19 protein-coding genes, 2 tRNA genes, 3 rRNA genes and 1 other RNA gene are annotated in these 22,713 nt (G+C 39.2%); 15 read left to right on the top strand and 10 right to left on the bottom strand.

The genetic code is table 11. The annotated features are described in order from the left end of the window. The 7 genes from LC115_04035 to LC115_04005 form a co-directional block, all read left to right on the top strand. A 16S ribosomal RNA gene (locus tag LC115_04035) occupies positions 1 to 53 on the top strand; the annotation flags it as partial. A gap of 40 nt (positions 54 to 93) precedes the next feature. Then, positions 94 to 167 (top strand) — tRNA-Ile (locus LC115_04030). 15 nt (positions 168 to 182) lie between these two features. Next, positions 183 to 256, top strand: a tRNA-Ala gene (locus tag LC115_04025). Positions 257 to 342: 86 nt separating this feature from the next. Beyond that, positions 343 to 3,231 (top strand): 23S ribosomal RNA (locus LC115_04020). Between the two features lie 35 nt (positions 3,232 to 3,266). Then, positions 3,267 to 3,378: ribosomal RNA gene (rrf, locus tag LC115_04015) — 5S ribosomal RNA — on the top strand. Positions 3,379 to 3,438: 60 nt separating this feature from the next. Then, the gene (tgt, locus tag LC115_04010; GenBank protein ID MCZ2355850.1) at positions 3,439 to 4,572 is read left to right on the top strand and encodes a tRNA guanosine(34) transglycosylase Tgt; all 1,134 of its coding nucleotides are present in this window, start codon (positions 3,439 to 3,441) and stop codon (positions 4,570 to 4,572) included. 127 nt (positions 4,573 to 4,699) lie between these two features. Then, positions 4,700 to 6,001, top strand: a complete 1,302-nt coding sequence (locus tag LC115_04005; protein ID MCZ2355849.1) for an aminopeptidase P N-terminal domain-containing protein — start codon at positions 4,700 to 4,702, stop codon at positions 5,999 to 6,001. A gap of 166 nt (positions 6,002 to 6,167) precedes the next feature. On the opposite strand, the gene LC115_04000 is transcribed toward LC115_04005, so the two are convergent. Further along, the gene (locus LC115_04000; protein ID MCZ2355848.1) at positions 6,168 to 7,337 is read right to left on the bottom strand and encodes a thiolase family protein; all 1,170 of its coding nucleotides are present in this window, start codon (positions 7,335 to 7,337) and stop codon (positions 6,168 to 6,170) included. Between the two features lie 315 nt (positions 7,338 to 7,652). On the opposite strand from LC115_04000, the gene hemN reads away from it, so the two are divergent. Then, positions 7,653 to 9,008 (top strand): oxygen-independent coproporphyrinogen III oxidase, encoded by a 1,356-nt coding sequence (hemN, locus tag LC115_03995; GenBank protein ID MCZ2355847.1) that lies wholly within the window; start codon positions 7,653 to 7,655, stop codon positions 9,006 to 9,008. A gap of 51 nt (positions 9,009 to 9,059) precedes the next feature. Here hemN and LC115_03990 read toward each other — a convergent pair whose 3' ends face one another. From LC115_03990 to LC115_03980, 3 genes are all read right to left on the bottom strand, one after another. After that, a complete protein-coding gene (locus LC115_03990) occupies positions 9,060 to 9,452 on the bottom strand; it encodes a hypothetical protein (GenBank protein MCZ2355846.1) in 393 nt (130 codons plus the stop codon). 38 nt (positions 9,453 to 9,490) lie between these two features. After that, the gene (locus LC115_03985) at positions 9,491 to 10,138 is read right to left on the bottom strand and encodes an MOSC domain-containing protein (protein MCZ2355845.1); all 648 of its coding nucleotides are present in this window, start codon (positions 10,136 to 10,138) and stop codon (positions 9,491 to 9,493) included. 137 nt (positions 10,139 to 10,275) lie between these two features. Next, on the bottom strand, positions 10,276 to 11,484 hold the full coding sequence (locus LC115_03980) for a saccharopine dehydrogenase NADP-binding domain-containing protein (GenBank protein MCZ2355844.1): 1,209 nt from the start codon (positions 11,482 to 11,484) through the stop codon (positions 10,276 to 10,278). Positions 11,485 to 11,591: 107 nt separating this feature from the next. On the opposite strand from LC115_03980, the gene LC115_03975 reads away from it, so the two are divergent. From LC115_03975 to LC115_03960, 4 genes are read left to right on the top strand one after another with little or no spacing between them, the layout of a single operon-like run. Next, on the top strand, positions 11,592 to 11,897 hold the full coding sequence (locus LC115_03975; GenBank protein MCZ2355843.1) for a rhodanese-like domain-containing protein: 306 nt from the start codon (positions 11,592 to 11,594) through the stop codon (positions 11,895 to 11,897). A gap of 47 nt (positions 11,898 to 11,944) precedes the next feature. Next, entirely contained in the window at positions 11,945 to 12,310 is a 366-nt protein-coding gene (locus LC115_03970; GenBank protein MCZ2355842.1) for a CoA-binding protein, read from the top strand. A 15-nt stretch (positions 12,311 to 12,325) separates the two neighbouring features. Then, positions 12,326 to 12,814, top strand: coding sequence for a MarR family transcriptional regulator (locus LC115_03965; GenBank protein ID MCZ2355841.1), 489 nt, complete (start codon positions 12,326 to 12,328; stop codon positions 12,812 to 12,814). Continuing rightward, positions 12,811 to 13,845, top strand: a complete 1,035-nt coding sequence (locus LC115_03960) for a histidine kinase (protein ID MCZ2355840.1) — start codon at positions 12,811 to 12,813, stop codon at positions 13,843 to 13,845. Before LC115_03965 ends, LC115_03960 begins: the two co-directional genes overlap by 4 nt. A 203-nt stretch (positions 13,846 to 14,048) precedes the next feature. On the opposite strand, the gene LC115_03955 is transcribed toward LC115_03960, so the two are convergent. Both LC115_03955 and ssrA read right to left on the bottom strand, forming a co-directional pair. Continuing rightward, on the bottom strand, positions 14,049 to 14,210 hold the full coding sequence (locus LC115_03955) for a hypothetical protein (protein MCZ2355839.1): 162 nt from the start codon (positions 14,208 to 14,210) through the stop codon (positions 14,049 to 14,051). A gap of 126 nt (positions 14,211 to 14,336) precedes the next feature. Beyond that, positions 14,337 to 14,704, bottom strand: a transfer-messenger RNA (tmRNA) gene (gene ssrA, locus LC115_03950). Between the two features lie 83 nt (positions 14,705 to 14,787). On the opposite strand from ssrA, the gene LC115_03945 reads away from it, so the two are divergent. The 3 genes from LC115_03945 to mtaB all read left to right on the top strand — a co-directional run bounded on the left by LC115_03945 (position 14,788) and on the right by mtaB (position 18,398). After that, the gene (locus LC115_03945; protein ID MCZ2355838.1) at positions 14,788 to 15,969 is read left to right on the top strand and encodes a proline dehydrogenase family protein; all 1,182 of its coding nucleotides are present in this window, start codon (positions 14,788 to 14,790) and stop codon (positions 15,967 to 15,969) included. Between the two features lie 36 nt (positions 15,970 to 16,005). After that, positions 16,006 to 17,095, top strand: a protein-coding gene (gene prfB / locus LC115_03940; protein ID MCZ2355837.1) for a peptide chain release factor 2 whose coding sequence is annotated in 2 segments (ribosomal slippage) — positions 16,006 to 16,065 and positions 16,067 to 17,095 — 1,089 coding nt in all. Because the reading frame shifts where the segments join, the coding sequence is not laid out codon by codon here. After that, positions 17,088 to 18,398: a tRNA (N(6)-L-threonylcarbamoyladenosine(37)-C(2))-methylthiotransferase MtaB gene (gene mtaB / locus LC115_03935; protein MCZ2355836.1), complete on the top strand. Its 1,311-nt coding sequence runs from the start codon at positions 17,088 to 17,090 to the stop codon at positions 18,396 to 18,398. Before prfB ends, mtaB begins: the two co-directional genes overlap by 8 nt. Positions 18,399 to 18,481: 83 nt before the next feature. Here the strand turns inward: mtaB and LC115_03930 are convergent, their stop codons facing one another. From LC115_03930 to LC115_03915, 4 genes are all read right to left on the bottom strand, one after another. After that, entirely contained in the window at positions 18,482 to 19,414 is a 933-nt protein-coding gene (locus LC115_03930; protein ID MCZ2355835.1) for a YfiM family protein, read from the bottom strand. Positions 19,415 to 19,484: 70 nt separating this feature from the next. Then, a complete protein-coding gene (raiA, locus tag LC115_03925; protein MCZ2355834.1) occupies positions 19,485 to 19,781 on the bottom strand; it encodes a ribosome-associated translation inhibitor RaiA in 297 nt (98 codons plus the stop codon). A gap of 31 nt (positions 19,782 to 19,812) precedes the next feature. Continuing rightward, entirely contained in the window at positions 19,813 to 20,739 is a 927-nt protein-coding gene (locus tag LC115_03920) for a tyrosine-type recombinase/integrase (protein ID MCZ2355833.1), read from the bottom strand. A gap of 94 nt (positions 20,740 to 20,833) precedes the next feature. Beyond that, positions 20,834 to 22,711 carry a T9SS type A sorting domain-containing protein gene (locus tag LC115_03915; GenBank protein MCZ2355832.1) on the bottom strand — a complete coding sequence of 626 codons (1,878 nt, stop codon included), beginning with the start codon at positions 22,709 to 22,711 and terminating at the stop codon, positions 20,834 to 20,836. Between the last annotated feature and the right edge of the window lie 2 nt (positions 22,712 to 22,713).

Below are 22,713 nucleotides of genomic sequence, written 5' to 3'. Positions count from 1 at the left end.
CTAAGTCGTAACAAGGTAGCCGTACCGGAAGGTGTGGCTGGATCACCTCCTTTCTTGGGATATACCATTTTACACATTAATAGACTCGTAAGCGGGCTTGTAGCTCAGGTGGTTAGAGCGCAACACTGATAATGTTGAGGTCCGTGGTTCGAGTCCACGCAGGCCCACCCTTTTTAGGGTTGGGGGAATTAGCTCATTAGGCTAGAGCGCCTGCCTTGCAAGCAGGAGGTAATCGGTTCGACTCCGATATTCTCCACGTTTTTGTATTGTCATTATGGAGTGTATTTTTAGTGATGATATATTAAGGAATAGTTCTTAGAATATAAGGGGGTTTAAGATATATTAAGAAAGAGTTAAGGGTATTCGGGGGATGCCTAGGCGCATTTTGGCGATGAAGGACGTGGTAAGCTGCGAAAAGCTGCGGGTAGCTGCAAACGAGCGTAGATCCGTAGGTGTCCGAATGGGGCAACCCTACTGTGTGCAGCACAGTAATCCGTAAGGAGGCGAACGTGGGGAACTGAAACATCTAAGTACCCATAGGAGAAGAGAACAATAGTGATTCCGGGAGTAGTGGCGAGCGAAATTGGAGTAGCCCAAACCGTATTAGTTAAGGCTAATGCGGGGTTATAGGACATACGTTGTGGTTTATTTTATGTAATAGGAACTATATGGGAATGTAGGCCATAGGAGGTGAAAGCCCTGTACTATGATATGAAGTAGGTTAGTATGTATCCTGAGTAGTTAGCGGTTGGAGACTCCGTTAATGAATTTGCCGGCACCATCCGGTAAGGCTAAATACGTAAGTGCGACCGATAGTGTAGAGTACCGTGAGGGAAAGGTGAAAAGTAGCCTGAACAAGGCATTGAAAGAGTACCTGAAACCGAATACTTACAAGCAGTGGGAGCCTTTTTTTTTAGGTGACTGCGTGCCTTTTGCATAATGAGCCTACGAGTTGCGCCTTGCTGGCGAGGTTAAGGGTTTTAGATTTGTAGCCGAAGCGAAAGCGAGTCTGAATAGGGCGATTTTAGTCAGCAGGGGCAGACGCGAAACTTTGTGATCTACCCATTTCCAGGATGAAGTGCGGGTAAAGCCGTATGGAGGTCCGAACCGGTAAACGTTGAAAAGTTTTCGGATGAGGAGTGGGTAGGGGTGAAAGGCTAATCAAACTAGGAGATAGCTCGTACTCTTCGAAATGTTTTTAGGAACAGCCTCATAAGTTAAGTATAACGGGTAGAGCTACTGATAGGATGCGGGGGAGTCAAATCCTGCCAAATTCTGACAAACTCCGAATAGTTATACTGTTGTTATGGGAGTGAGGGCGATGGTGCTAAGGTCGTTGTCCGAGAGGGAAAGAACCCAGACCATCCGCTAAGGTCTCGGAATGTTATTTAAGTTGAACAAACGTAGTTTAAAGACTTTGACAGCCAGGATGTTAGCTTGGAAGCAGCTAATCATTTAAAGAGTGCGTAACAGCTCACTGGTCGAGTTTTTAGGCATGGATGATAATCGGGCATTAAAATAGCTACCGAAGCGGTGGTGTGTATGTAGATACACAGGTAGGAGAGCATTCTAATAGGGGAGAAGGTTATTCGTGAGGGTAATTGGATTTATTAGAAGAGCAAATGTAGGCATAAGTAACGATAATGCAGGTGGGAACCCTGCACGCCGTAAGACTAAGGTTTCCTGAACAACGTCAATCGGATCAGGGTTAGTCGGGTTCTAAGGGGCCTCCGTAGAGGGGATACTGATGAATGACGGGTTAATATTCCCGTACTATGATATTGACGGAAGGGGTGACGCAAAGGCGTACTATGTGCGTACAGACGGATGTACGTTGAATGGGGGTAGGAGTTATCAGTTAAGTAGTTAAATGCGCTTGATTGTCCGATACCAGACAGTACACTAAAGCAGTGATGTGGCGGTGATAATCATACGAAGCCATGTGCCTAGAAAAGCCTCTACGGTTAATTGATATCATATCCGTACCGTAAACCGACACAGGTAGTTGGGAAGAGTATTCTAAGGCGCTCGAGAGATTCACGGCTAAGGAACTCGGCAAAATGGCCTTGTAACTTAGGGAAAAGGGGCACCACAGTGATGTGGTCGCAGCGAAGAGGCCCAGGCGACTGTTTACCAAAAACACAGGACTCTGCGAAGACGAAAGTCGCGGTATAGGGTCTGACACCTGCCCGGTGCCGGAAGGTTAAGAGGGGATGTTATCGCAAGAGAAGCATTGAATTGAAGCCCCGGTAAACGGCGGCCGTAACTATAACGGTCCTAAGGTAGCGAAATTCCTTGTCGGGTAAGTTCCGACCTGCACGAATGGTGTAACGATCTGGGCGCTGTCTCGGCCGTGATCTCGGTGAAATTGTAGTACCGGTGAAGATGCCGGTTACCCGCTACGGGACGAAAAGACCCCGTGCACCTTCACTACAGTTTGGCATAGACAATGGTTATAGGATGTGTAGGATAGGTGGGAGGCTGAGATTTGGTGTCGCTAGATGTCAAGGAGCCGATGTTGAAATACCACCCTTTTTATGGTTGTTGTCTAACCTGTTTATGATGGGGACGGTGCCTGATGGGTAGTTTGACTGGGGTGGTCGCCTCCAAAAGAGTATCGGAGGCTTTCCAAGGTTTCCTCAGCACGCTTGGCAACCGTGCGTAGAGTGCAATGGCATAAGGGGGCTTGACTGTGAGGCAAACGAGCCGATCAGGTACGAAAGTAGGACATAGTGATCCGGTGGTTCCGCGTGGAAGGGCCATCGCTCAAAGGATAAAAGGTACGCCGGGGATAACAGGCTGATCACTCCCAAGAGTTCATATCGACGGAGTGGTTTGGCACCTCGATGTCGGCTCGTCACATCCTGGGGCTGGAGAAGGTCCCAAGGGTTCGGCTGTTCGCCGATTAAAGTGGCACGCGAGCTGGGTTCAGAACGTCGTGAGACAGTTCGGTCTCTATCTGTAGTGGGCGCAGGATGATTGCGTGGGTCTGACCTTAGTACGAGAGGACCGGGTTGGACGTACCGCTGGTGTACCAGTTGTAGTGCCTAACTGCACGGCTGGGTATCTAAGTACGGAATGAATAAGCGCTGAAAGCATCTAAGCACGAAATCAGCCACAAGATGAGTCATCCATTGAGAGTTGTAGAAGACTACTACGTTGATAGGCTGCAGATGTAAAGGTGGTAACATCAAAGTCGAGCAGTACTAATTACTCAAATATTTCTAAATATAAATAAACCCCCTTTCATTCTAAGCGAAAGACCTAAGGGCGGTTCAAGCGAAGGTTCTCACCTCTTCCCATTCCGAACAGAGCAGTTAAACCCTTCAGCATCGATGGTACTGGGATAAAACCCGGAAGAGTAGACCACCGCCCAACCTATTTTTAAAAAAGCCCTACATAAGGGCTTTTTTGGTTTGAAAAACATGGAAACTAAATATGTTTCAGTTTGAAATAGAGGCAGTCTGCCCAGATACGAATGCAAGAGCAGGGAAAATCTATACAGATCATGGAATAATTGAGACCCCAATATTTATGCCCGTAGGAACGGTTGCATCAGTAAAGGGCATTACCCAAGAGCAATTGCATCATTATATCCAAGCCCAAATTATATTGGCTAATACATACCACCTCTTTCTTAGACCAAGTATGGAGGTACTTTCCCAAGCAAAAGGTCTTCATAGGTTTATGAACTGGAATAAACCTATTCTAACAGATAGTGGTGGTTATCAAATATTTAGCATAGCTTCCCGGAGGAAAATTACTCAAGAAGGCGTTCAATTTTCTTCTCATATAGATGGTAGCAAGCATTGGTTTACACCAGAATCTGTTATTGAAGCCCAACGGATTATTGGCTCTGATATCCAAATGGTTTTAGATGAATGTACACCATATCCTTGTGAGTTTTCCTATGCTAAAAAGTCATTAGCCTTGACTCATAATTGGGCAAAAAGAGCTTTTTCGCATATCAATAAAATATCTCCGGCATATTCACATACACAGGCTTTGTTCCCAATAGTACAAGGAAGTACTTTTCCTGAGTTAAGGCGAGAGTCAGCTTCTTTTATTACCGAACTTAATGCGTATGGGAACGCTATAGGCGGGCTTTCCGTTGGTGAACCGGCTGAAATGATGTACGATATTACGGAAATAGTGTGTGAAATATTACCCACTACTAAGCCCCGATACCTTATGGGGGTTGGAACTCCCCAAAATATAGTTGAGTCAATCGCGAGAGGAATAGATATGATGGACTGCGTTTTGCCATCCCGTAATGCCAGACATGGAATTTTATATTCCTACGAAGGTGTGTTAAATATTAAAAATAATAAGTTTAAATACGATTTTTCCCCGATTGACCCAAATAGTACTTGTTCCACAGATTTAGATTATTCACGTGCCTATTTAAGGCATTTATTTGTAGCGGGGGAGTTGTTAGCACTAACGTTGGCTTCTATCCATAATTTACATTTTTACCTACAGTTAGCTTCTGATGCCCGAAAACATATCTTAGAAGGAACCTTCGCAGCATGGAAACGAGACGTTGTAGCGCAGTTAGGAAACCGTATCTAATTGATTATGAGAAAAATAAAAATATAATATACAGATATTAACCAATATCAAACTTGGAATTACAAATTAATGTACTTTTGAATCTACTAAACTGTTTTTGCAGAAAAGAAAGTTATTAAATAAGTATATGAAATATAATCCACCGGCTGCTGATTTGTTTATTTCTAATAGAGAAAGATTTATGCGGGCGATGCTGCCCGGAACTATGGCTGTTTTCTTCTCAAACGATTTGATTATGGATAATGCAGATAGCCATTACCCATTTCGGCAAAATAGCAATATGTATTATTTGTCAGGAATAGATCAAGAAGAAGTTGTTTTGATGCTGTTTCCAGATGCTCCTAAGCCTGATTTTCGGGAGATTTTACTTGTGCGCAAAACAAATGAACATATTCAGATTTGGGAAGGCTGGAAATATTCTCTTGAAGAGGCGGCAGCCGCTTCCGGAATTTCAAAAGTGTTTTATATTGAGGAGTTTGAAAACTTATTTTTATCACTCATTAATCATTCTCAAGGAATTTATTTAGATTTTAATGAGCATGAGCGCAATCGTATTTTCACAGAAACGGCAGCGCATCGGTTGGCAAAACGCCTTAAAAAGCAATTTCCAGCTCATTCTCTGCACCGAGCTGCACCGATATTAGAAAAACTTCGTGCAATTAAATCATCAGAAGAAATTGAACTGATTAAAACTGCCTGCGGGATTACCCGGAAGGCTTTTTTACGCACCTTACGTTTTGTGCGCCCAGGCGTGTGGGAGCATGAAATAGAAGCAGAAATATTGCACGAATTTATCCGAAATAGAGCTACCGGCCCTGCTTATGGATCTATTATCGCTGCCGGAAAAAATGCCTGCGTCTTACACTATGTTCAAAATAACCAGCAGTGCCAAGAAGGAGAACTTATACTGATGGATTTTGGAGCAGAATATGCTAATTATTCATCAGATTTAACCCGAACAATACCCGTTTCAGGAAAATTTTCTGCACGGCAGAAAGATGTTTATAATAGCGTTTTACGAATTATGAAACATACTACAAATCAATTAGTTCAGGGAAAAACGTTGGATACTTACCACACTGAATTAGGTAGTATTGTTACAGAAGAATTGCTAAAACTTGGTTTATTGACATTACAAGATTTATCTACGCCAAGCCCAATTCCGCCATACAAAAAATATTTCATGCATGGTTGCTCACATTATTTAGGATTAGACACTCATGATGTTGGTAGCCGTTATACTCCTTTTGAACCCGGTATGGTATTTACTTGTGAACCCGGAATATACATCCCGGAAGAAGGTATTGGAATACGAATCGAGAATAATATTTGGATACAAGGAGCTACAAATACAGATTTAATGGCAGATATTCCTCGAGAAGTTGATGAAATTGAGGCAATTATGGCCGGCGATTTAATGCTGGTATAAGAAAGTTATTGTTGTTACTTTTGGGGCATTTCGACTTTGGGGCATTTCGGACTGGGGGCATTGAGCGAAGTCGAAATGCCCCCAAGTCCAATGCCCCAAAAAATTTTTGATATTAACATTTGGCGGTTAATGCCGCTAAGTGATTTTTAGGTACGAACAACTTTTGTTAGTGTAGGTTTTCAATGATAATAGAAAGCCCCATTCCGCCTCCGATGCAGATAGTTGCTAAGCCGTATTTAGCTTTTCGGGCAGCGAGTTCATGAGCAAGCATAGTTAAAATACGTACTCCAGACATTCCCAAAGGATGTCCTAAGGCTATGGCGCCGCCGTTTACATTTACCTTATTTCTGTCCCATTCAAGTCCTTTTTCCACAGCTAATACCTGTGCTGCAAAAGCCTCATTAATTTCAATTAAGTCTAAGTCATTTATTTTCAGTCCAGTTTTTTTTAGTAGTTTTTGTGTTGCGAGGGTAGGGGCGTATCCCATCAGATTATGATCTATTCCGGCGGCGGCATATCCTACAATGCGGGCTATTGGTTTTAAATGATTTGATTTAATGGTTTCTTCATCGGCAAACAAAGCTGCGGCTGCGCCGTCATTGATACCACTTGCATTGCCGGCTGTGATAACGCCATTTTTACTGAACACAGGAGATAAGGTTGCCATTTTTTCTAAGGTAGTTTGGCGGGGATGTTCATCTTGCGAAAAAGTACCAATTTTTCCCCCTACTTCAACAGGAATCATCTGGTTTGCAAAAGTATTTTGAGTATGGGCGTTGAGGTATTTTTGCTGACTTTCCCATGCAAATTGGTCGCAACTTTCACGGCTAATTCCGTATTCGCGGGCGCAGTTTTCTCCCAGTAAACCTGCCGGGTATTTATCCATCGGATCACTCAAAATTTCAGAAGTACCGTCTATTAAGGTAATACTGCCATACTTAGTACCCCAGCGATTGAGCAATAATTGTGGATAACGGCTCATGTTTTCTGCTCCCACAGCCATAGTCATTTGAGCATTATCAGTTTCAATTTCCATAAGTGCATGAATAACAGCTTGTAGCCCAGATCCGCAAAGCCGGTTTACGGTATAGGTACTTACGTCATCATCTAAACCACAGTTAAAAGCAACATTTCTGGCCGGATTATGAACGTCTCCCGCCGAACAAACATTGCCCATAACAACGACTTGTATGGATTTTGAATCCAAATTATTTCGGGTAATTAGAGCCTTTGCAGGAATAGTGGCCAATGTTGATACCGGAATGTCTTTTAAGGAACCTCCATAGCTGCCAATAGGAGTTCTGACTGCGTCAATTAAAAAAACGGCTTTTTTCATATTACAAATATAAACAAGTTGAATATCCAATATTAGGCGTTATAAACAAAAGGTTTTTTAGGAAAAATCACTAAAAAATATTGTTGAAAATCAGATAGTTAATTACAGATAAGTTTTTTGCTCATACATCGCTATTCCTAAAACTAACTAAATACTATAAAAGGGTAACAACCTGCCTGTTAAAAATGAATTTTCTGTTGGCTAATTTTGTTTGCTTTGTAGAAGTTTTAAACTTGGTTACAAGTTAAACTATCTAAATCAGTATAAGCTAATTATCCTATTTTAGGATGATTTTTTAGTAGAATATTTTTCAGGATGCGTCAAGATTTATTTCAAAAATATGATAAGCCGGTTCCGAGATACACATCATTTCCGGCAGTTCCCCACTGGGATGTAGCAAATTTTACAGCACAAAGTTGGTTACAACATCTAAAAAAATCTTTTTCAAAATATTCGGAAGAAGGGATTTCTTTGTATATCCATTTGCCATATTGTGAACGGTTATGCACTTACTGCGGTTGTAATAAGCATATTACAACGAACCATGCCGTAGAAGATCCTTATATTGATGCTGTTTTGCATGAGTGGAAAATGTATTTGGAGGTTTTGGAATCCAAGCCCTTGCTTAGAGGAATTCATTTGGGGGGTGGCACGCCTACTTTTTTTTCTGCTAAAAACTTAGAACGCTTACTATCAGGGATTTTATCAACAGCTTATGTGTCAGCAGACTTTGAAGGCAGCGTAGAGGTTCATCCAACAGTTACTTCGTTTGAGCAATTAGCCGTTTTGCACAATTTGGGATTCAGTAGGCTATCAGCAGGCGTGCAGGATACTGACCCCGTTGTGCAATTTATTATCAACCGGGTTCAACCTAATGAAGAAACTATCCGCGTTGTAACAGATGCCCGAAATATTGGTTTTCAGCAAATTAACATAGACTTAGTTTATGGATTACCGTTGCAAACGTTTCAAAGTATTCAAAATACATTAAAACACGTTTTAGAACTTTCGCCGGATAGGATTGCTTACTATGGCTATGCGCATGTGCCTTGGAAGAGTAAAGGGCAGCGTAGATATTCCGAAACAGATTTACCTTCCGTAGAAACCAAAAGAGCAATGTATCTTATGGCTAATGAAATTCTTACTAAAAATGATTACCATGCTATTGGGATGGATCATTTTGCGAAACCCGATGATCCCCTGTTTTTAGCCAGAGCCGAAGGCCGTTTGCACCGCAACTTTATGGGCTATACTACCCAAAACACCCCTTTGATGATTGGGCTTGGAGCATCTGCTATTAGTGATTGTGAAACCGCCTATTCTCAAAACTATAAAACCCCCAAAGAATATTTAGCAATACTTTCTCAAAAAATACTCCCTGTGGAAAAGGGACATATCCTTTCGCAGGAAGATTTACAAACCAAAAAGCATATTCTAAACTTAATGTGCTATTACCAAACTTGCACTAATACAATAGAAGATAAAGAACAACGGAATATAATCCAAAATCGCCTATCAGAAATGGTTGCTGATGAATTATTAGTTATTGATAATCAAGATATTAAAATATCACCAATTGGTCATCCTTTTGTTCGAAATATTGCTGCTTGTTTTGACCCGTATTTTAACAAACAGGCGAATGACACCCCTACATTTAGCAAGTCTATTTAGTATTCAGCAACTATTATTGGAAATAGCTATTCAAAAGCAGTGAAAATTTCGCTATTGAAAATAGGTATTAAAGGTTTTCCACGAAGTTTTCATTTGGTTGAAGATATTTTGGGCTTCTGAAGCCGTTTTTGCCGCAGTAAGTTCCTCTACCGAATGAATATACGGCAGAAGCCATTTGTGTAATTCATCGTGAGCTTGACCCGTCATGGTGCAATTTGAGGTCAATAGCTGTATTCTCGCGTTTAAAATATTTCCCAAGACTTGGTATTCCGCTACGTTAATGGTTTCAAAAGACTTAGTTCGCTTTTCAAAGTCAAAAGTTTCTTTTTCCATATCTCGGATGTATTGTATCATATTTTTATGGACTTTCCACTTTTTCCCATTGTTTAGCTGAATAGGTTCTTCTTGGTGGTGTTCATGCTTGGCTGTTTGTGCCGAAACCATTGTGAAACAACAGTAAAGCAATATAATAATAAAATGTTTCATGATTGGGTGATGTATTTTTGTTGAAGATATAATTTGAGTTTTGATGGAATGTGCTGTAAGTTAATTATTTGGTGTATTTTAGAAACAGCAGTTTGGGGGTCATAAATAGCTCGAAATACCTCTAAGACACTCAAGGAATCTGTGCATTTAGTAATGAGTTGCATAATATCATTGGGCTGAACCAATCCTTCTTGCAGCACCCGCACATAAATTCCTGGATAAGGAGATTGTTGGAATTTAGCAACCATTAGCGGGTCGTTAAACCGAATCCCTAATTTATAGCAAGGCTGGCGCGGCTGAGAAACCTGAATAATAGCCTCACCAATCTGAAATACATCTCCGATATTGATAGCGGCTTCATCTAATTCTTGAAGGGTTATGTTTTCCCCAAGCATACCATATTCCCACGCTAAATTAGGATATTGCTTTTTCCAAAATGAATATTGTTTTTTGTATCCATACAAATAGCAGGCTTTTTCTGCACCACCGTGCCGAACTGTATCCATAACGTTATCATTTTGAACACCATCTTTACCTAAAAATATAGGTTCAGAAACCGCTTTTTTGAATATTCCGGTTTCTACCGGCCGTTGATTATAAAAAACAGTTTGCGGAACAGCAAGATTAACCGAACAAACAACCATTCTGGATGAATATTAAGAAAATAAACATAAAGTAATTTAAGTAATTTACCGTTTAAGGGTATTTCTACCGATGTTTTGGTAATTCAACCCCAAAAGCTACCTTTTTGTTCAAAATAATGGAATATTAGTTTATATTTTTATTCTAAATCTATGATTTTTACATCCATTTGGATGCCTCTTTCTGCTAAATAATTCATTATGAAGTGGTAACATTCTGTTGATTTCCCAATTAGTTCTGGTGGAAAAACGCCGTGATTTGGGAATAAGTTATTTAGCAGCATATTTACGGCTGCTGTTGCAGTATAACCAGTAGTTCTGGCCATAGAAGATATTTGGGTTTTAGGGCAATATTCATCATATAGATTAAACACAACTTCTTGAAGGCGTTTTTCGGTATTTTCTTTTCCCTTTAACCGAACGCGCATTACGGTTAGCTCCGGCTCTTGGGCGGCTAATTTCCAGTTTTGAAATAATATTTTTGAGGTAAATGCTAATGGAGAAAGATTTGTTCCATAGATATGTGTTGTATCAAAGAAACCGGTTGTTTTTAATGCCTTTATGAGTTCAACGTGGCCGGGGTAGCGTAAGGTTTTTTCTTTCATAAAGGGAATATGCGGCATCGTTTGAATGAGAGATCTTAAGCCATCTGTGTTAAAGGATTCTAAGGTTCCTACTTTTTCAAAGTCTATAAATTCACAGTCAGTTAAAGGTTCACGTGTTACTACCTTACCTTGTTCTACAAACCTTGCCGGTCTGGTATATTCCTCAATAACATCAATAGGCGAAAAAGGAGCTTTATAGTAAAACGGCCATTTTTTTATTTTCGGCAGCCCACCCACAAGACATTCAAACTCAGTAATTTCCCAAAAACTATCATAATATCCCAAGATAATGTTATCTAAACCGGGAGCAACTCCGCAATCTACAATAGCAGTTACTTGTTTTTTCTTAGCTAACTCATTTAGTTCCAATGCGTTTTCAGGGAAAAAGGAAATATCTACTACATTTTTTTCGGCTTCTATGATTGTTTTAAGTGTCTTAAATCCTAAAAAACCCGGAACAGCACTTAATATTAAATCGAAGTTACGTAACGTTACACTTAGTTGATTGCTATTTGAGACATCCAAAACAGTAGTTTGTATTTTTGCTTGCCTTTGTTTTAGTTTGTTCAGTGCAGTCTCATTCATATCTGCAACTGTTACGGAATGATTTACCGCTAAATCAAGAGCCATTGCGCTACCAACCATCCCAGCACCCAACACAAGAATATTTGCCATAATATTATTTTTGCCCAAAATTATAAATTGTTTTTGGGAAAAATTAACCCAAAAAAGATAAGCTGACAAACTTTTCCGGCTTATACAGCATTTGGTTCGGAAGAGTAATTGAAAAATGAACCTATTCAGTATTTTTTTTGTATAGTAGCCGTTATTTACCCCAAATCATACAACGCATGATTCAGCAGATTAATAATAGCCAGTTTAGGCAAATGATGACCCAGTCAGATTCTGTTATTTTGGATGTTCGTACGGCAGAAGAATACAAAGAAGGCAGAATACCCCGTTCTATCAACTTAGACGTGATGTCCGGTGCAATAGATATGGCAAACCACTTAGATCCAAATCAAACCTATTTAGTATATTGCCGCAGTGGAAATAGAAGTATGGTTGCTGCTTATATTCTGGAAAGCAAAGGATTTTCCAAAGTCCATAATCTAAAAGGAGGAATTATTGGTTGGGACGGCCAAGTTGAGTCCTGATTAAGTTGTGTTACTAAGCCAAGATCCGTATTAATTTTGAACGTATTATGGACCATAAAACGGTCGTTTTGGGGGCATCTACCGATCCAGATCGGTATTCATATAAAGCTGTTCGGCAATTAAAAGCAGCCGGATATACAGTTTTTCCGGTAGGTATCACTTCCGGAAAAATCGAAGGGATTTCTATAATATCAAGCCTTAAAGATATTTCCGAAAAAATAGATACCGTAACATTATATCTTTCTCCCAAGCGGCAAGAAGCTCTGTATGAGGATGTTTTAGCCTTAAAACCACGTAGAATCATTTTTAACCCGGGGGCAGAAAACCTATTTTTTGAAAATTTAGCACAAAAAAACGGTATTATTACTGAAAATGCTTGTACCTTAGTATTGCTTTCTACTAATCAATACTAAGTTTAACGTTTAACTATGGAATCTGTCCAGAATATTGTGCGCTCTATTGCTGCCATAAACCGGTTTATAAGATATGCAAAAATTGAACTTGCTAAATTTTTGGGCCTGAATCCAACAGAATATGAACTATTATACACCTTGTTTGTGCACCAACGGAGTATGTCTGTTAAGGAACTAAGTGCCGAAATGTTCCTTTCCTCTCAGGCAATTACCAAGATTACCAAAAATTTAATTTTGTTAAACTATCTGGAATCTAACAAATCTTCTACAGATAAACGGGTTACATTCATTACGCTCTCTAAACTTGGTTTTATTTCGATGCAAAAAGGAGAAATTGTAAGAGACCAAATGATAAAGACAGTTATACAAAATATTGAAAATCAAGATATTGAAAAAACGGAATTTGTTTTACAAAAAATCAAAGATAATATTAAGGGTTCAACAGGGGATTTTACAAAGTTTCTTCAAAATTTTGGAAACGAAAATTCTCCGGTTTACCTGTGATTAAATGGTGGAAGCGTTTTTTGCGGGATTTTCAGATACCACTGCTGCATATCCTTTTTTGGATTATGTACCTGTTGCTCCTGACAAATATCATCCAGAGAGACGGTGATTTTTTCCAAGCGGCTAAGCAAACACTGTTATTCACAACGCTACATGCCGCTACTGCATATCTACATTATTACTTACTGATTCCAAGATTACTGCTCCAGCAGCGGTATGGCTATTATTTTTTAGTAACGCTTTTATTCTGGTTTTTAGGAACCATTATATTAAACCTTAGTTTTCAATTACTTTATTATCAAGATTCTAAGATTTTATTATATCTTCAAACTGCTCATAGCTTACTTTATGATGCACTTTCTTTTGTAGATATTTTGATGATTGCGATAGTGCTGCGAATCATCAATTACCGGCAAGAACAGCAACGGATCCAGCACCAATTAAACCAAGAACGCTTAACCTCAGAGTTAAAGTTTCTGAAATCCCAAATAAACCCTCATTTTTTGTTTAATACACTGAATAGTTTGTATGCATTAACGCTTCAAAAATCTGATAATGCTCCGGATATGGTTTTGAAGTTATCTACTATGCTGCGTTATATTTTGTATGACTGCCAAACGGATTCAGTTACACTTTCGGCAGAAGTTACCTATCTTCAGGATTACATTGAGCTTGAAAAAATGCGGTTCGGAGACCGGCTTCAAATAATGTTTGAGCAAAGTGGAGATTTATCCCCAAAAATTGTGCCTATGTTATTACAGCCATTTGTAGAAAATGCCATTAAGCACGGAGTAGCCCGCAATATTCGAGGCGGCTGGGTGCATATCCTTTTATCTACTAAAAATGAAGTAATTACATTTGAGGTACGAAATAATTTAACAGAAACAACACCTTCGCTTGTCTCTAAGCAGCCGGGCGGTATTGGTATTCAAAATGTAATCCGGCGGCTTGAATTACTTTATCCACATCAACATGAATTGACCATTCAAGATACTCCAGAAGAATTTCAGGTCAAACTAACACTTTTTTAGAAAACACGATTACATTAAATCTAAAGAATAAAAACTAATGTAGGTTAATATAAAAAAACATAACTATTTGATATAGATTAAGTTATTTATATCAAATAGTTATGTTTAGTGATATAAACAGCAGTAATGGAAATAATAAATTATCTATAAAACCGGAGAGGCTATCTTTATTAGATAGCCTCTCCGGTTTTATAGAATGTCATTTAGGATTTGAGTTCAGCTTCCCACTTTAATATTAGAGGCCTGTTTTTATCGGCTAAGTTTTTTTTCAAGCCGCGAGCCGGACTGTTATATTTACGAGCAGCTTTTTTAGCTTTTATTCGAACAATTATCTCTTGTACTCTTCTGTCAATACGTTTTGGCATATCTTCTTAGTTATTATGTTTTAAAAATTAAAGCCCGCAAAGTTAGGAAATTATTCATTATCAAAAATGAAATAGAATGATAATTTTCTTTGAAAGATTTTCCTAAATCTTTCAAAGAAAATTATTTGGTGGAGATGGAGCGATTCGAACGCTCGTCCGGAGAAGTATCTTCAAGAGTTTTCTACAAGCTTAGTTTGTTTATGAATGTTGTATCTTTATTGCGAACAAACACGCGCCAAGGATACCGAGCCTGTAAAAATTTAAGAGGTTTCCCAGGCAAAAACCCCCGATTCCGTTTGTTTATCAAGCCTCATAGGAAAGCGAACAGACACACTCGCCGAGAGACTATTGGACTTTGCTAATGTTTAATTAGGCAGCCAATGCAAATGAATTGTTGCCATTTATGGCGTTGTTACCTTTGTTTAACGTGAAAAATAACCAATCACGACTTGCTTGCTATTGCCGATTTCAACCCGTCAATTCCTGTCATCCCCAATTTTTATTTTCTGCAAAGTTACTACTTTTTGTTTCATTTCAAAATAATAACTTTGCCTGCTGAAAAGATATAACGAAAACTATGCCAACTATCACACTGTCAGATTTTGAGAATACAGAAATCGCCTTTCGACATAAAACCAATGAAAAATTAAAGCAAGCTAATCAGCTATTTTCTACGATGAAATCTCCTTGGCTGGTAAAAACAGGATCTGCGTTGGTGAGTTGGGGGCTGAAAAATAACTTGCCTATTGAAGGATTAGTCAAAAGAATGTTGTTTGACCAATTTTGTGGCGGCACCAGTTTAGATGATATTGGAGCTACGATAAAAGAACTTGCTCAATACAACGTATTTACAATTTTAGACTATTCCGTAGAGGGTGAAAAAAACGAAAACGGCTTTGATGCCTGCGCCTTGCAAACTGTTCGTTCTTTACAATTTGCTGCAAAATACAGCGAAATACCCTATTGCGCCTTAAAAATAACCGGTATCGCACCGGTAGGATTATTAGAAAAAATAGCTGAAAAACAACAACTTAGCTTGACAGAAGAAGGAGCTTGGAATCGTGTGCAGGAAAGACTGCGGAATATTTGTGAAGTTGCTGCCAATACCCAAAAAGGAATTTATATTGATGCAGAGGAAACTTGGATACAGCCGGCTATTGAACAGCTTACAGAAACCATGATGTTCCATTTTAACAAAGAGCAACCCATTGTTTATCAAACACTTCAACTGTATCGCCATGATAGATTGCCGTATCTAAAAGATCTAAAAAAACGTTGTCAGCAAGCGGATGTCTTTTTGGCAGTAAAATTAGTGCGTGGCGCATACTTAGAAACAGAAATTGAACGTGCCAAACAGCTTGGATACCCCAACCCAATTCAGCCCAACAAAGAGGCTACCGATAAAGACTTTAACGAATGTTTAAGTGTGTGCATTACCGATATACAGAAATTTTCACTCTGTTCTGGAACGCATAATGAGGTAAGTGCCTTAGAATTAGTAAATTTAATGGAAAAACAGCAGATTAACCCTTCGGATACCAGAATTGTTTTTGCTCAATTACTCGGGATGTCTGACCATATTACCTTTAATTTAGCCAAAGCCGGCTACAGAACCGCTAAGTATGTGCCTTATGGCCCTGTAAAGTCAGTATTACCATATCTTTTCAGAAGAGCAGAAGAGAATACAGCCATAACCGGACAAACTAACCGTGAACTTCGGCTGATTCAACAAGAACTTAAACGTAGAAAAATAACCTAACTTCGTGTGAATATTTTTTCTACCTTTGCAGCCAATATGACGATAGATCAACTAAGAGATTTAAGTGCGCGTACCGAAGCGCTGAGGAGGTTTCTTTAACATCGGTGAGCGTTTAGAAATCATTAAAGAACAAGAAGTTATCACTCAAGCTGCTCATTTTTGGGACGATCCCAAAGAGGCGCAGAAAGTCCTTAAAGTTATTCAAGCCAATAAAATTTGGACGGCTACTTTTCAAGAAACAGAGGCTACTGTTACCGATGTAGAGGTATTATTCGATTTTTTCAAAGAAGGAGAAGCATCAGAGGAAGAGGTTGAAGCGAGTTTTCAAACAGCACTTAAAGCTGTGGAAGACTTGGAATTTAAAAATATGCTTTCAGCAGAAGAAGACCAGTTAAACTGTGTTATCGAGATAAACTCCGGAGCCGGAGGCACAGAAAGCCAAGATTGGGCAGAAATGCTGATGCGTATGTATATGCGTTATGCAGAAAGACATAGATATAAAATTGCCCTCTTAGATGAAACACAGGGAGAAACAGCCGGCCTAAAAAGCGTTACCTTAGAAATTACCGGATCTTTTGCCTACGGATACCTAAAAGGAGAAAATGGCGTACACCGAATGGTGCGTATTTCCCCATTTGACTCTAACGCAAGACGACATACCTCGTTTGCCTCCGTTTATGTGTATCCTATCATAAATGATGATATTGAAATAGAAATAAAAGATGCGGATATTGAAATCCAAACAGCACGCTCCGGAGGTGCCGGTGGCCAAAATGTCAATAAAGTAGAAACCAAAGTAATGCTTACTCATATTCCCACTGGGATTGTGGTTGTTTGCCAAGTTGAACGTTCACAATCGGCTAACCGTGAACGCGCTATGCAAATGCTCCGCTCCAGACTTTATGCGTTAGAACTGCGCAAACGAAATGAACAAAAAGCTGCTGCAGAAGCAAATAAGAAAAGAATCGAATGGGGGTCTCAAATCCGAAACTACGTCTTTCATCCCTATAAATTGGTAAAAGACTTACGCACCGGCACAGAAACCAGCGATGTAATCAGTTTTATGGACGGAGATTTGGATAGATTTATCAAAGCGTACCTAATGGAGTTTGCCCAACATGCTTAATGCTTCTAAGCTTAAGACGGTTGCTTTCCACACATTAGGCTGTAAACTTAACTTTGCAGAAACCGGAATGTTAGCTAAACAGCTAAACTCCGAATTATTCTCAATAGCATCGTTTGATAAATATTCTGATATTTATGTAATCAACACTTGTTCGGTTACGGAAAATGCAGATAAAGAATGTAAAAAGTTAGTACGTAGGTGTTTACAGCAAAATTCTAATGCTCAGGTAGTAATTGTGGGCTGTTATGCACAGCTAAAACCCCAAGAAATTGCACAAATTCCCGGAGTTCGGGCTGTATTAGGTGCAGCAGATAAATTTAGGCTGGGAGAAGTATTAGCAGAACTTTCCCTAAATACAGAAGTTATCGTAAAAACCTGCGATATCGAAACATTAGATCAATATTCTGCCTCTGTTTCTTTTGGAGACAGAACACGAGCCTATCTTAAAATACAAGATGGTTGCGATTACAACTGTTCTTTTTGCACTATTCCATTAGCTCGCGGGCATAGCCGTAGCGATACCATTCAAAATGTAGTTACACAAGCCAAAGAACTCCTGCATTCCGGAGCGCAAGAAATAATCTTAACAGGTGTTAATGTAGGCGATTTTGGCAGAAAAAATCAGGAATCCTTTTTCTTATTGCTACAACGATTAAGTGATTTACCCATTCCCAGAATCCGTATTTCATCAGTAGAGCCCAATTTGCTGACTACCGAAATTATTGACTTCGTAGCAGCACAGCAAAATGTCATGCCGCACTTTCATATCCCGCTTCAAAGTGGTAATGATGCTATTTTAGCACTGATGCGCAGACGATATAAACGAAAGTTATATGCTGATAAAGTGCTGGAAATCAGGCAAAAACTACCAGACGCAGCCATCGGCGTGGACGTTATTGTAGGCTTCCCAGGAGAAACTGATGAATTCTTTTTAGAAACCCGCGAGTTTATCCAAACACTACCGGTATCCTATTTACATATATTTACGTATTCAGAAAGAGATAATACCGTAGCTACAAACTTAGGTAAAACTGTTTCTAAATCAATTAGAAATCAGCGAAATGCACAACTACGGCTACTTTCAGAAATGAAAACAAGAGATTTCTATCGCCAATTTCATGACACAATAAGACCTGTTTTGTGGGAAATACCCTTGGCAGATAACCTGCAAACCGGATTAACCGATAATTACATCCGAGTTATCAAACACAGTTCAAATGCCCAAGCCGGAACAATTACCTCCGAAAAACTTATTTGGCAAGAAACCGAGAATTATCATAAATTAAGATTAACAGCTATTTAATTTTTCTAAATATCTTATTCTAAGTAAGTTGTTATTGAATAAGATATTTTTGATATATTTTTTTGAAGTATTAGATTATTATCCTAAAAATAAAGTGGCCGGAAGAAAACACCTTTTTTGCTAAATTCAAGGGCAGGCATCGGCAAATGAATAAAGTTAATAGTGCCTAAAAACAGTTTTAGCCAAGGATTTTTTACTTTTATGGCTGTTAAATCTATATCTAAGCTAAGATACCATTGGCGATATTCGCGGGCATTAATGACAGAGATAGGGTCTTGGCCATAGCCGCCGATCAGCCCTTCTGCACCGTAGCCAATGGCAGGTACTAACCAAGCCGGTATAAATTTAGTGGCAGTACGATTGGGGTTCAAAAATGGTTTTATCCGGCAAGTAAGCCAGTAAGTTTGGCCATTATAGTCTTTGACATAACGGGTAATACCTTTCCCCAACTCGTCAGGGTGGTCGGCAGCGTATGGCGAATCATGATAAGACATTTTTAAGCTAATTATATTTTCGTTAAACAGTTTCTTATTAAGCATATAAAGGCCAATTCCGGCTGTGTTTGCCGCTAAATCAAAATAAGATGCGCCCCATTTATCAGAAAAACCATCTAAAACCTCTATTGATAACATCAACCCGAACCCAACGGCACTTGAAACAATTAACTGGGTTTTGGGTGGGCAACCAGACCATTTCAGTACCGCATCTGAAATCCGGCAAAACTGAAAGGCAGTTGTAGCATGGCCAACTTTATCCATCTGCCTCCATTCCGGCCAATCGTTAAACCAATGAAAAGAAGTTTGTTTGGTATTTCGATACCAAGAAGTAGTTAAATAAACCGTACCCGCCGTAATAATAGACCCGGAAGCTATTGATATAGGTATAAATTTCTTGGGATTAAATAGGGTGTCATTGGTTAAAAAATGTTGTTTAGTGAGGGTATCTTGCCCCAACGCTACTTTACATCCTACGCTTAAAATAGCTATCCAGGTTTTGAGGCTACGGAGTATTTGCATTGTATAGTTGATAAATGAAGTTGTTAAATAATTCCAAAGCCCTGTTTTAAGGCAGGGCTTTGGGTAAATATTATTCTCGAACTTTTTCTTTATACTTTTGCAGTTGAAGTTTTAGTTTGTCGATGCAAGCATCTGTTGCTTCTTCAAAGGAGCGTTTTTGCTCTTTTGCTAACAAGGTGCTATTGGGAACATTTAACTTGATTTCTACAGCTTTGTTGCCATTTTCATTGTCTTTCTCAATTCTCAAAAATACACTTACATCTACTACTGAGTCAAAAAAAGTGTTTAACTTAGAAACTTTTTGCTCAATGTAGCTTAAAAGTTTGGCATCGGCATCAAAACGAATTGATTGAATTGTTGTCTTCATAACATTTTGAAATAAAGGAATACGTAAAAAATTATTTATCTATTTTTGTTTGTGCTTTTGGGTGCGCTGCCTGATAACTCTCCTGCAACTGCTCCAAAGTTGTATGCAAATATACTTGGGTTGCGGTTAGAGAGGTGTGCCCAAGCAAAGTTTTTATCGCATTTAAGTCCGCACCACGGTTGAGTAAATGAGTAGCAAAAGAATGTCTTAGAATATGCGGACTGTTTTTGGTGAGATTAGCCACAGAAGAAAGGCTTTGGTGCACAATTCGGTACACCAATTTTGGGTAGAGTGGTTCTTTCTTTTCTGTATAAAGTAAGCAGCCTTGAACCGGAAAATGATTTTCTATACAAGCGACACGATAATTTTGGAAGGCTGTAATAATAGCCTGAGTAAGCGGTAAAATACGTACTTTATTTCCTTTGCCAAGTACACGAAGTGTCTTATTGGCAATATCAATATCTTTCCAGTCAAGGTGAATTACTTCAGCACGTCTTAAGCCACAGCCATACAAAAGCTCTAATAGTAACTTATCCCTTTTGCCTTCCCACGTTGGTTCAGTAATATTGGGGAGTTCAAATAAAGATTTTGCTTGTTCTTCATTTGCAAAAACAGGCAGTCTCTTCTCTGTTTTGGGAAGTGGAATTTTCCCTAAAGGGTTTTGAGAAATCACACCTCGTTTTTGCCAGAATTTAAAATAACAGCGTAGTGCCGATAGCTTCCGAGAAATAGACTTTCGAGTGAGCTTTTCTTGATGTAAAAACGCTACAAAAGATCGAATGTTTCGGGAGGAAATCTCTCTAAGACTCTTTTCATCCGATAGTGGATTGTTATCAGAACATTGTTTTTGGCAAAATACTGACCACTGCCTTAAATCTGAAATGTATCCAGCAATAGTCGCATCAGAATAATGACGCTCATTTTCAAGATATTGAATAAAAAGAGACAGTAGTTCCACGCACTATTGATAGTTAAGCAAGCTAACAAATATTTCTACATAAAAAAAGCGGCATAAGTTCATTTATGCCGCTTTTTTTATGGATTTTTATGGTTTAATGTGTAACTACTAACTTACTGCTTGCCTGACCGCCATTCATCACAATAGCGTAGGAATAAACTCCGTTCGTTAAGTTTTCTGTATTAAACTCAAAAATATGATTACCTTCTGCAAGGTTACCTAATTCTTGTTGGAAAACTACTTGTCCCATCACGTTTCTAACGATAATACTTGCGTTTCCGGAAGTTGGTAAAGTATAGCTGATGTTGGTTATGTTAGATGCAGGGTTCGGAATAGCTGTTAAGTGCATTTGCTTAGTTAGGTCATTGTTACGGCTAACTGTTTTAGTTTGAACGACTAAACCGATAGCCATATCATTGGTGGTTCTATCGCGGTATGGAGCCCATACACCGCCGGAAATTTCAAAGGTGCGGTTAGAGATAGGTAGAGAGTTGTCCATAGCTAAGGGATTGTAGAGAGAGTCATCAAGGACAGGCTCCCAAGAAACATACACGCCACCGGAAGTAATCACAATAGGTGTTTCAATAGTAACTAAGTTGTCAACAGCTTCTACGGCTTCTGAAACCAATACTTCTTCTTTCGGAACTGTTTTACTGAAGAGTAGGGTACCCGGTCCGTTTGCGCCGTCTGCATACATCTTGGCTTTAAAACCATTAACCTTACTTGGATCGTCTGGCTTACCGGTAATAATTCCATAGTTTAAGCCGGAAATCGTTATTGGGTAGTATGGCATTTTAAAATATACTCCTACTGTTAAACTCGCAGCATCATCTTCTTGGGAACTCCATATAGCATCATCAAAACGGAGTAAAACAGGGCTTTGAGAGGTATCCACGACCACAAGTTCTGCCTGGGTTGTATTATTAGCGTTAAACTGGTCTCCGGTTAAACTGGTTGTGATTTTATAGATAAAATTACCTTCTGTATTCGCATTAAAAGGCTTTGGAAATGTTATGTTATTTACTGTACCCTTCAGAACTCCGGTTGTAACCATCACGGTATCAGCATGTAACAAATTAAAATCTTTATCTGTAATATTTGCAATAACACGAACATTATCCGCAATATCAACTGTTCCTGTATTTCGGATTGCTGCATTTAAGGTAAGCGGCTGCCCGGCAACGGTAAAAGTACCTGAATTGTCGGTGTCAAAACACCAATAAGCTTCAATATCTTTTACAGCAAAGGAAGTTGAAGGCGGGTAGGTTATACGGATTGTATTATTAACAGGATAAACATTTCTGGGGAATGTTAGTCCTACGTTTCCGGTAATGTTTTCGATACCGCGGGTAACAAAACTTTTACCGCTGGCAGTATAGGCAGCATCAGCCGGACCTACGCATTTTTGGTAGTTTAAGGTAATGGAAGAATCTAAGCGGCTTAACACAATTTGGAAAGTACAAGCACCACGATAATGCCCCGGAGCATCATCAGTCCAAAATGGAACATCTTGATAAGTGATTACAAATGAATCTGTTCCGATAGTTTTATAAAAAACTTTTGCAGCAGGAATGGCTGTGCCGGTAGAATCTGTAAAGGTAAGGTCAGCTAAATAAGGTGCAATAATATTAGAAGGAACGCCCGGTGTAGGTATATTTGGCATACCGGAAGAGCCTGAAGCGATATTGTAGCCTTTACCAAACGTTATGTAGCCGTTAGAGCCAACATAAACCTCACTGTAGTCTAACCAGTAAAAACGAAAACTAAAGCCAATCGGAACCGGCCCCACAAAGTTATCATCCGTAAAACCAGTAAGTTCCGTAGAACCAGAGGAAATATCTACCCAGTTATAGGTCGGCCCACCCGCAGAAGTATCTGACTTCCAAGAATACCCAAAAGCATCCTGCATGGACTGAGCCCGGGCATTAAAAAACAACACTAAAACAATAATGATGAATTGGAGTTTTTTCATAA

The organism is Bacteroidia bacterium (genome assembly GCA_026932145.1).
Taxonomy (GTDB): Bacteria; Bacteroidota; Bacteroidia; order J057; family JAIXKT01; genus JAIXKT01.
Note: the sequence above shows the minus strand (reverse complement) of the source record. Positions and strands in the feature narration are given on the sequence as shown.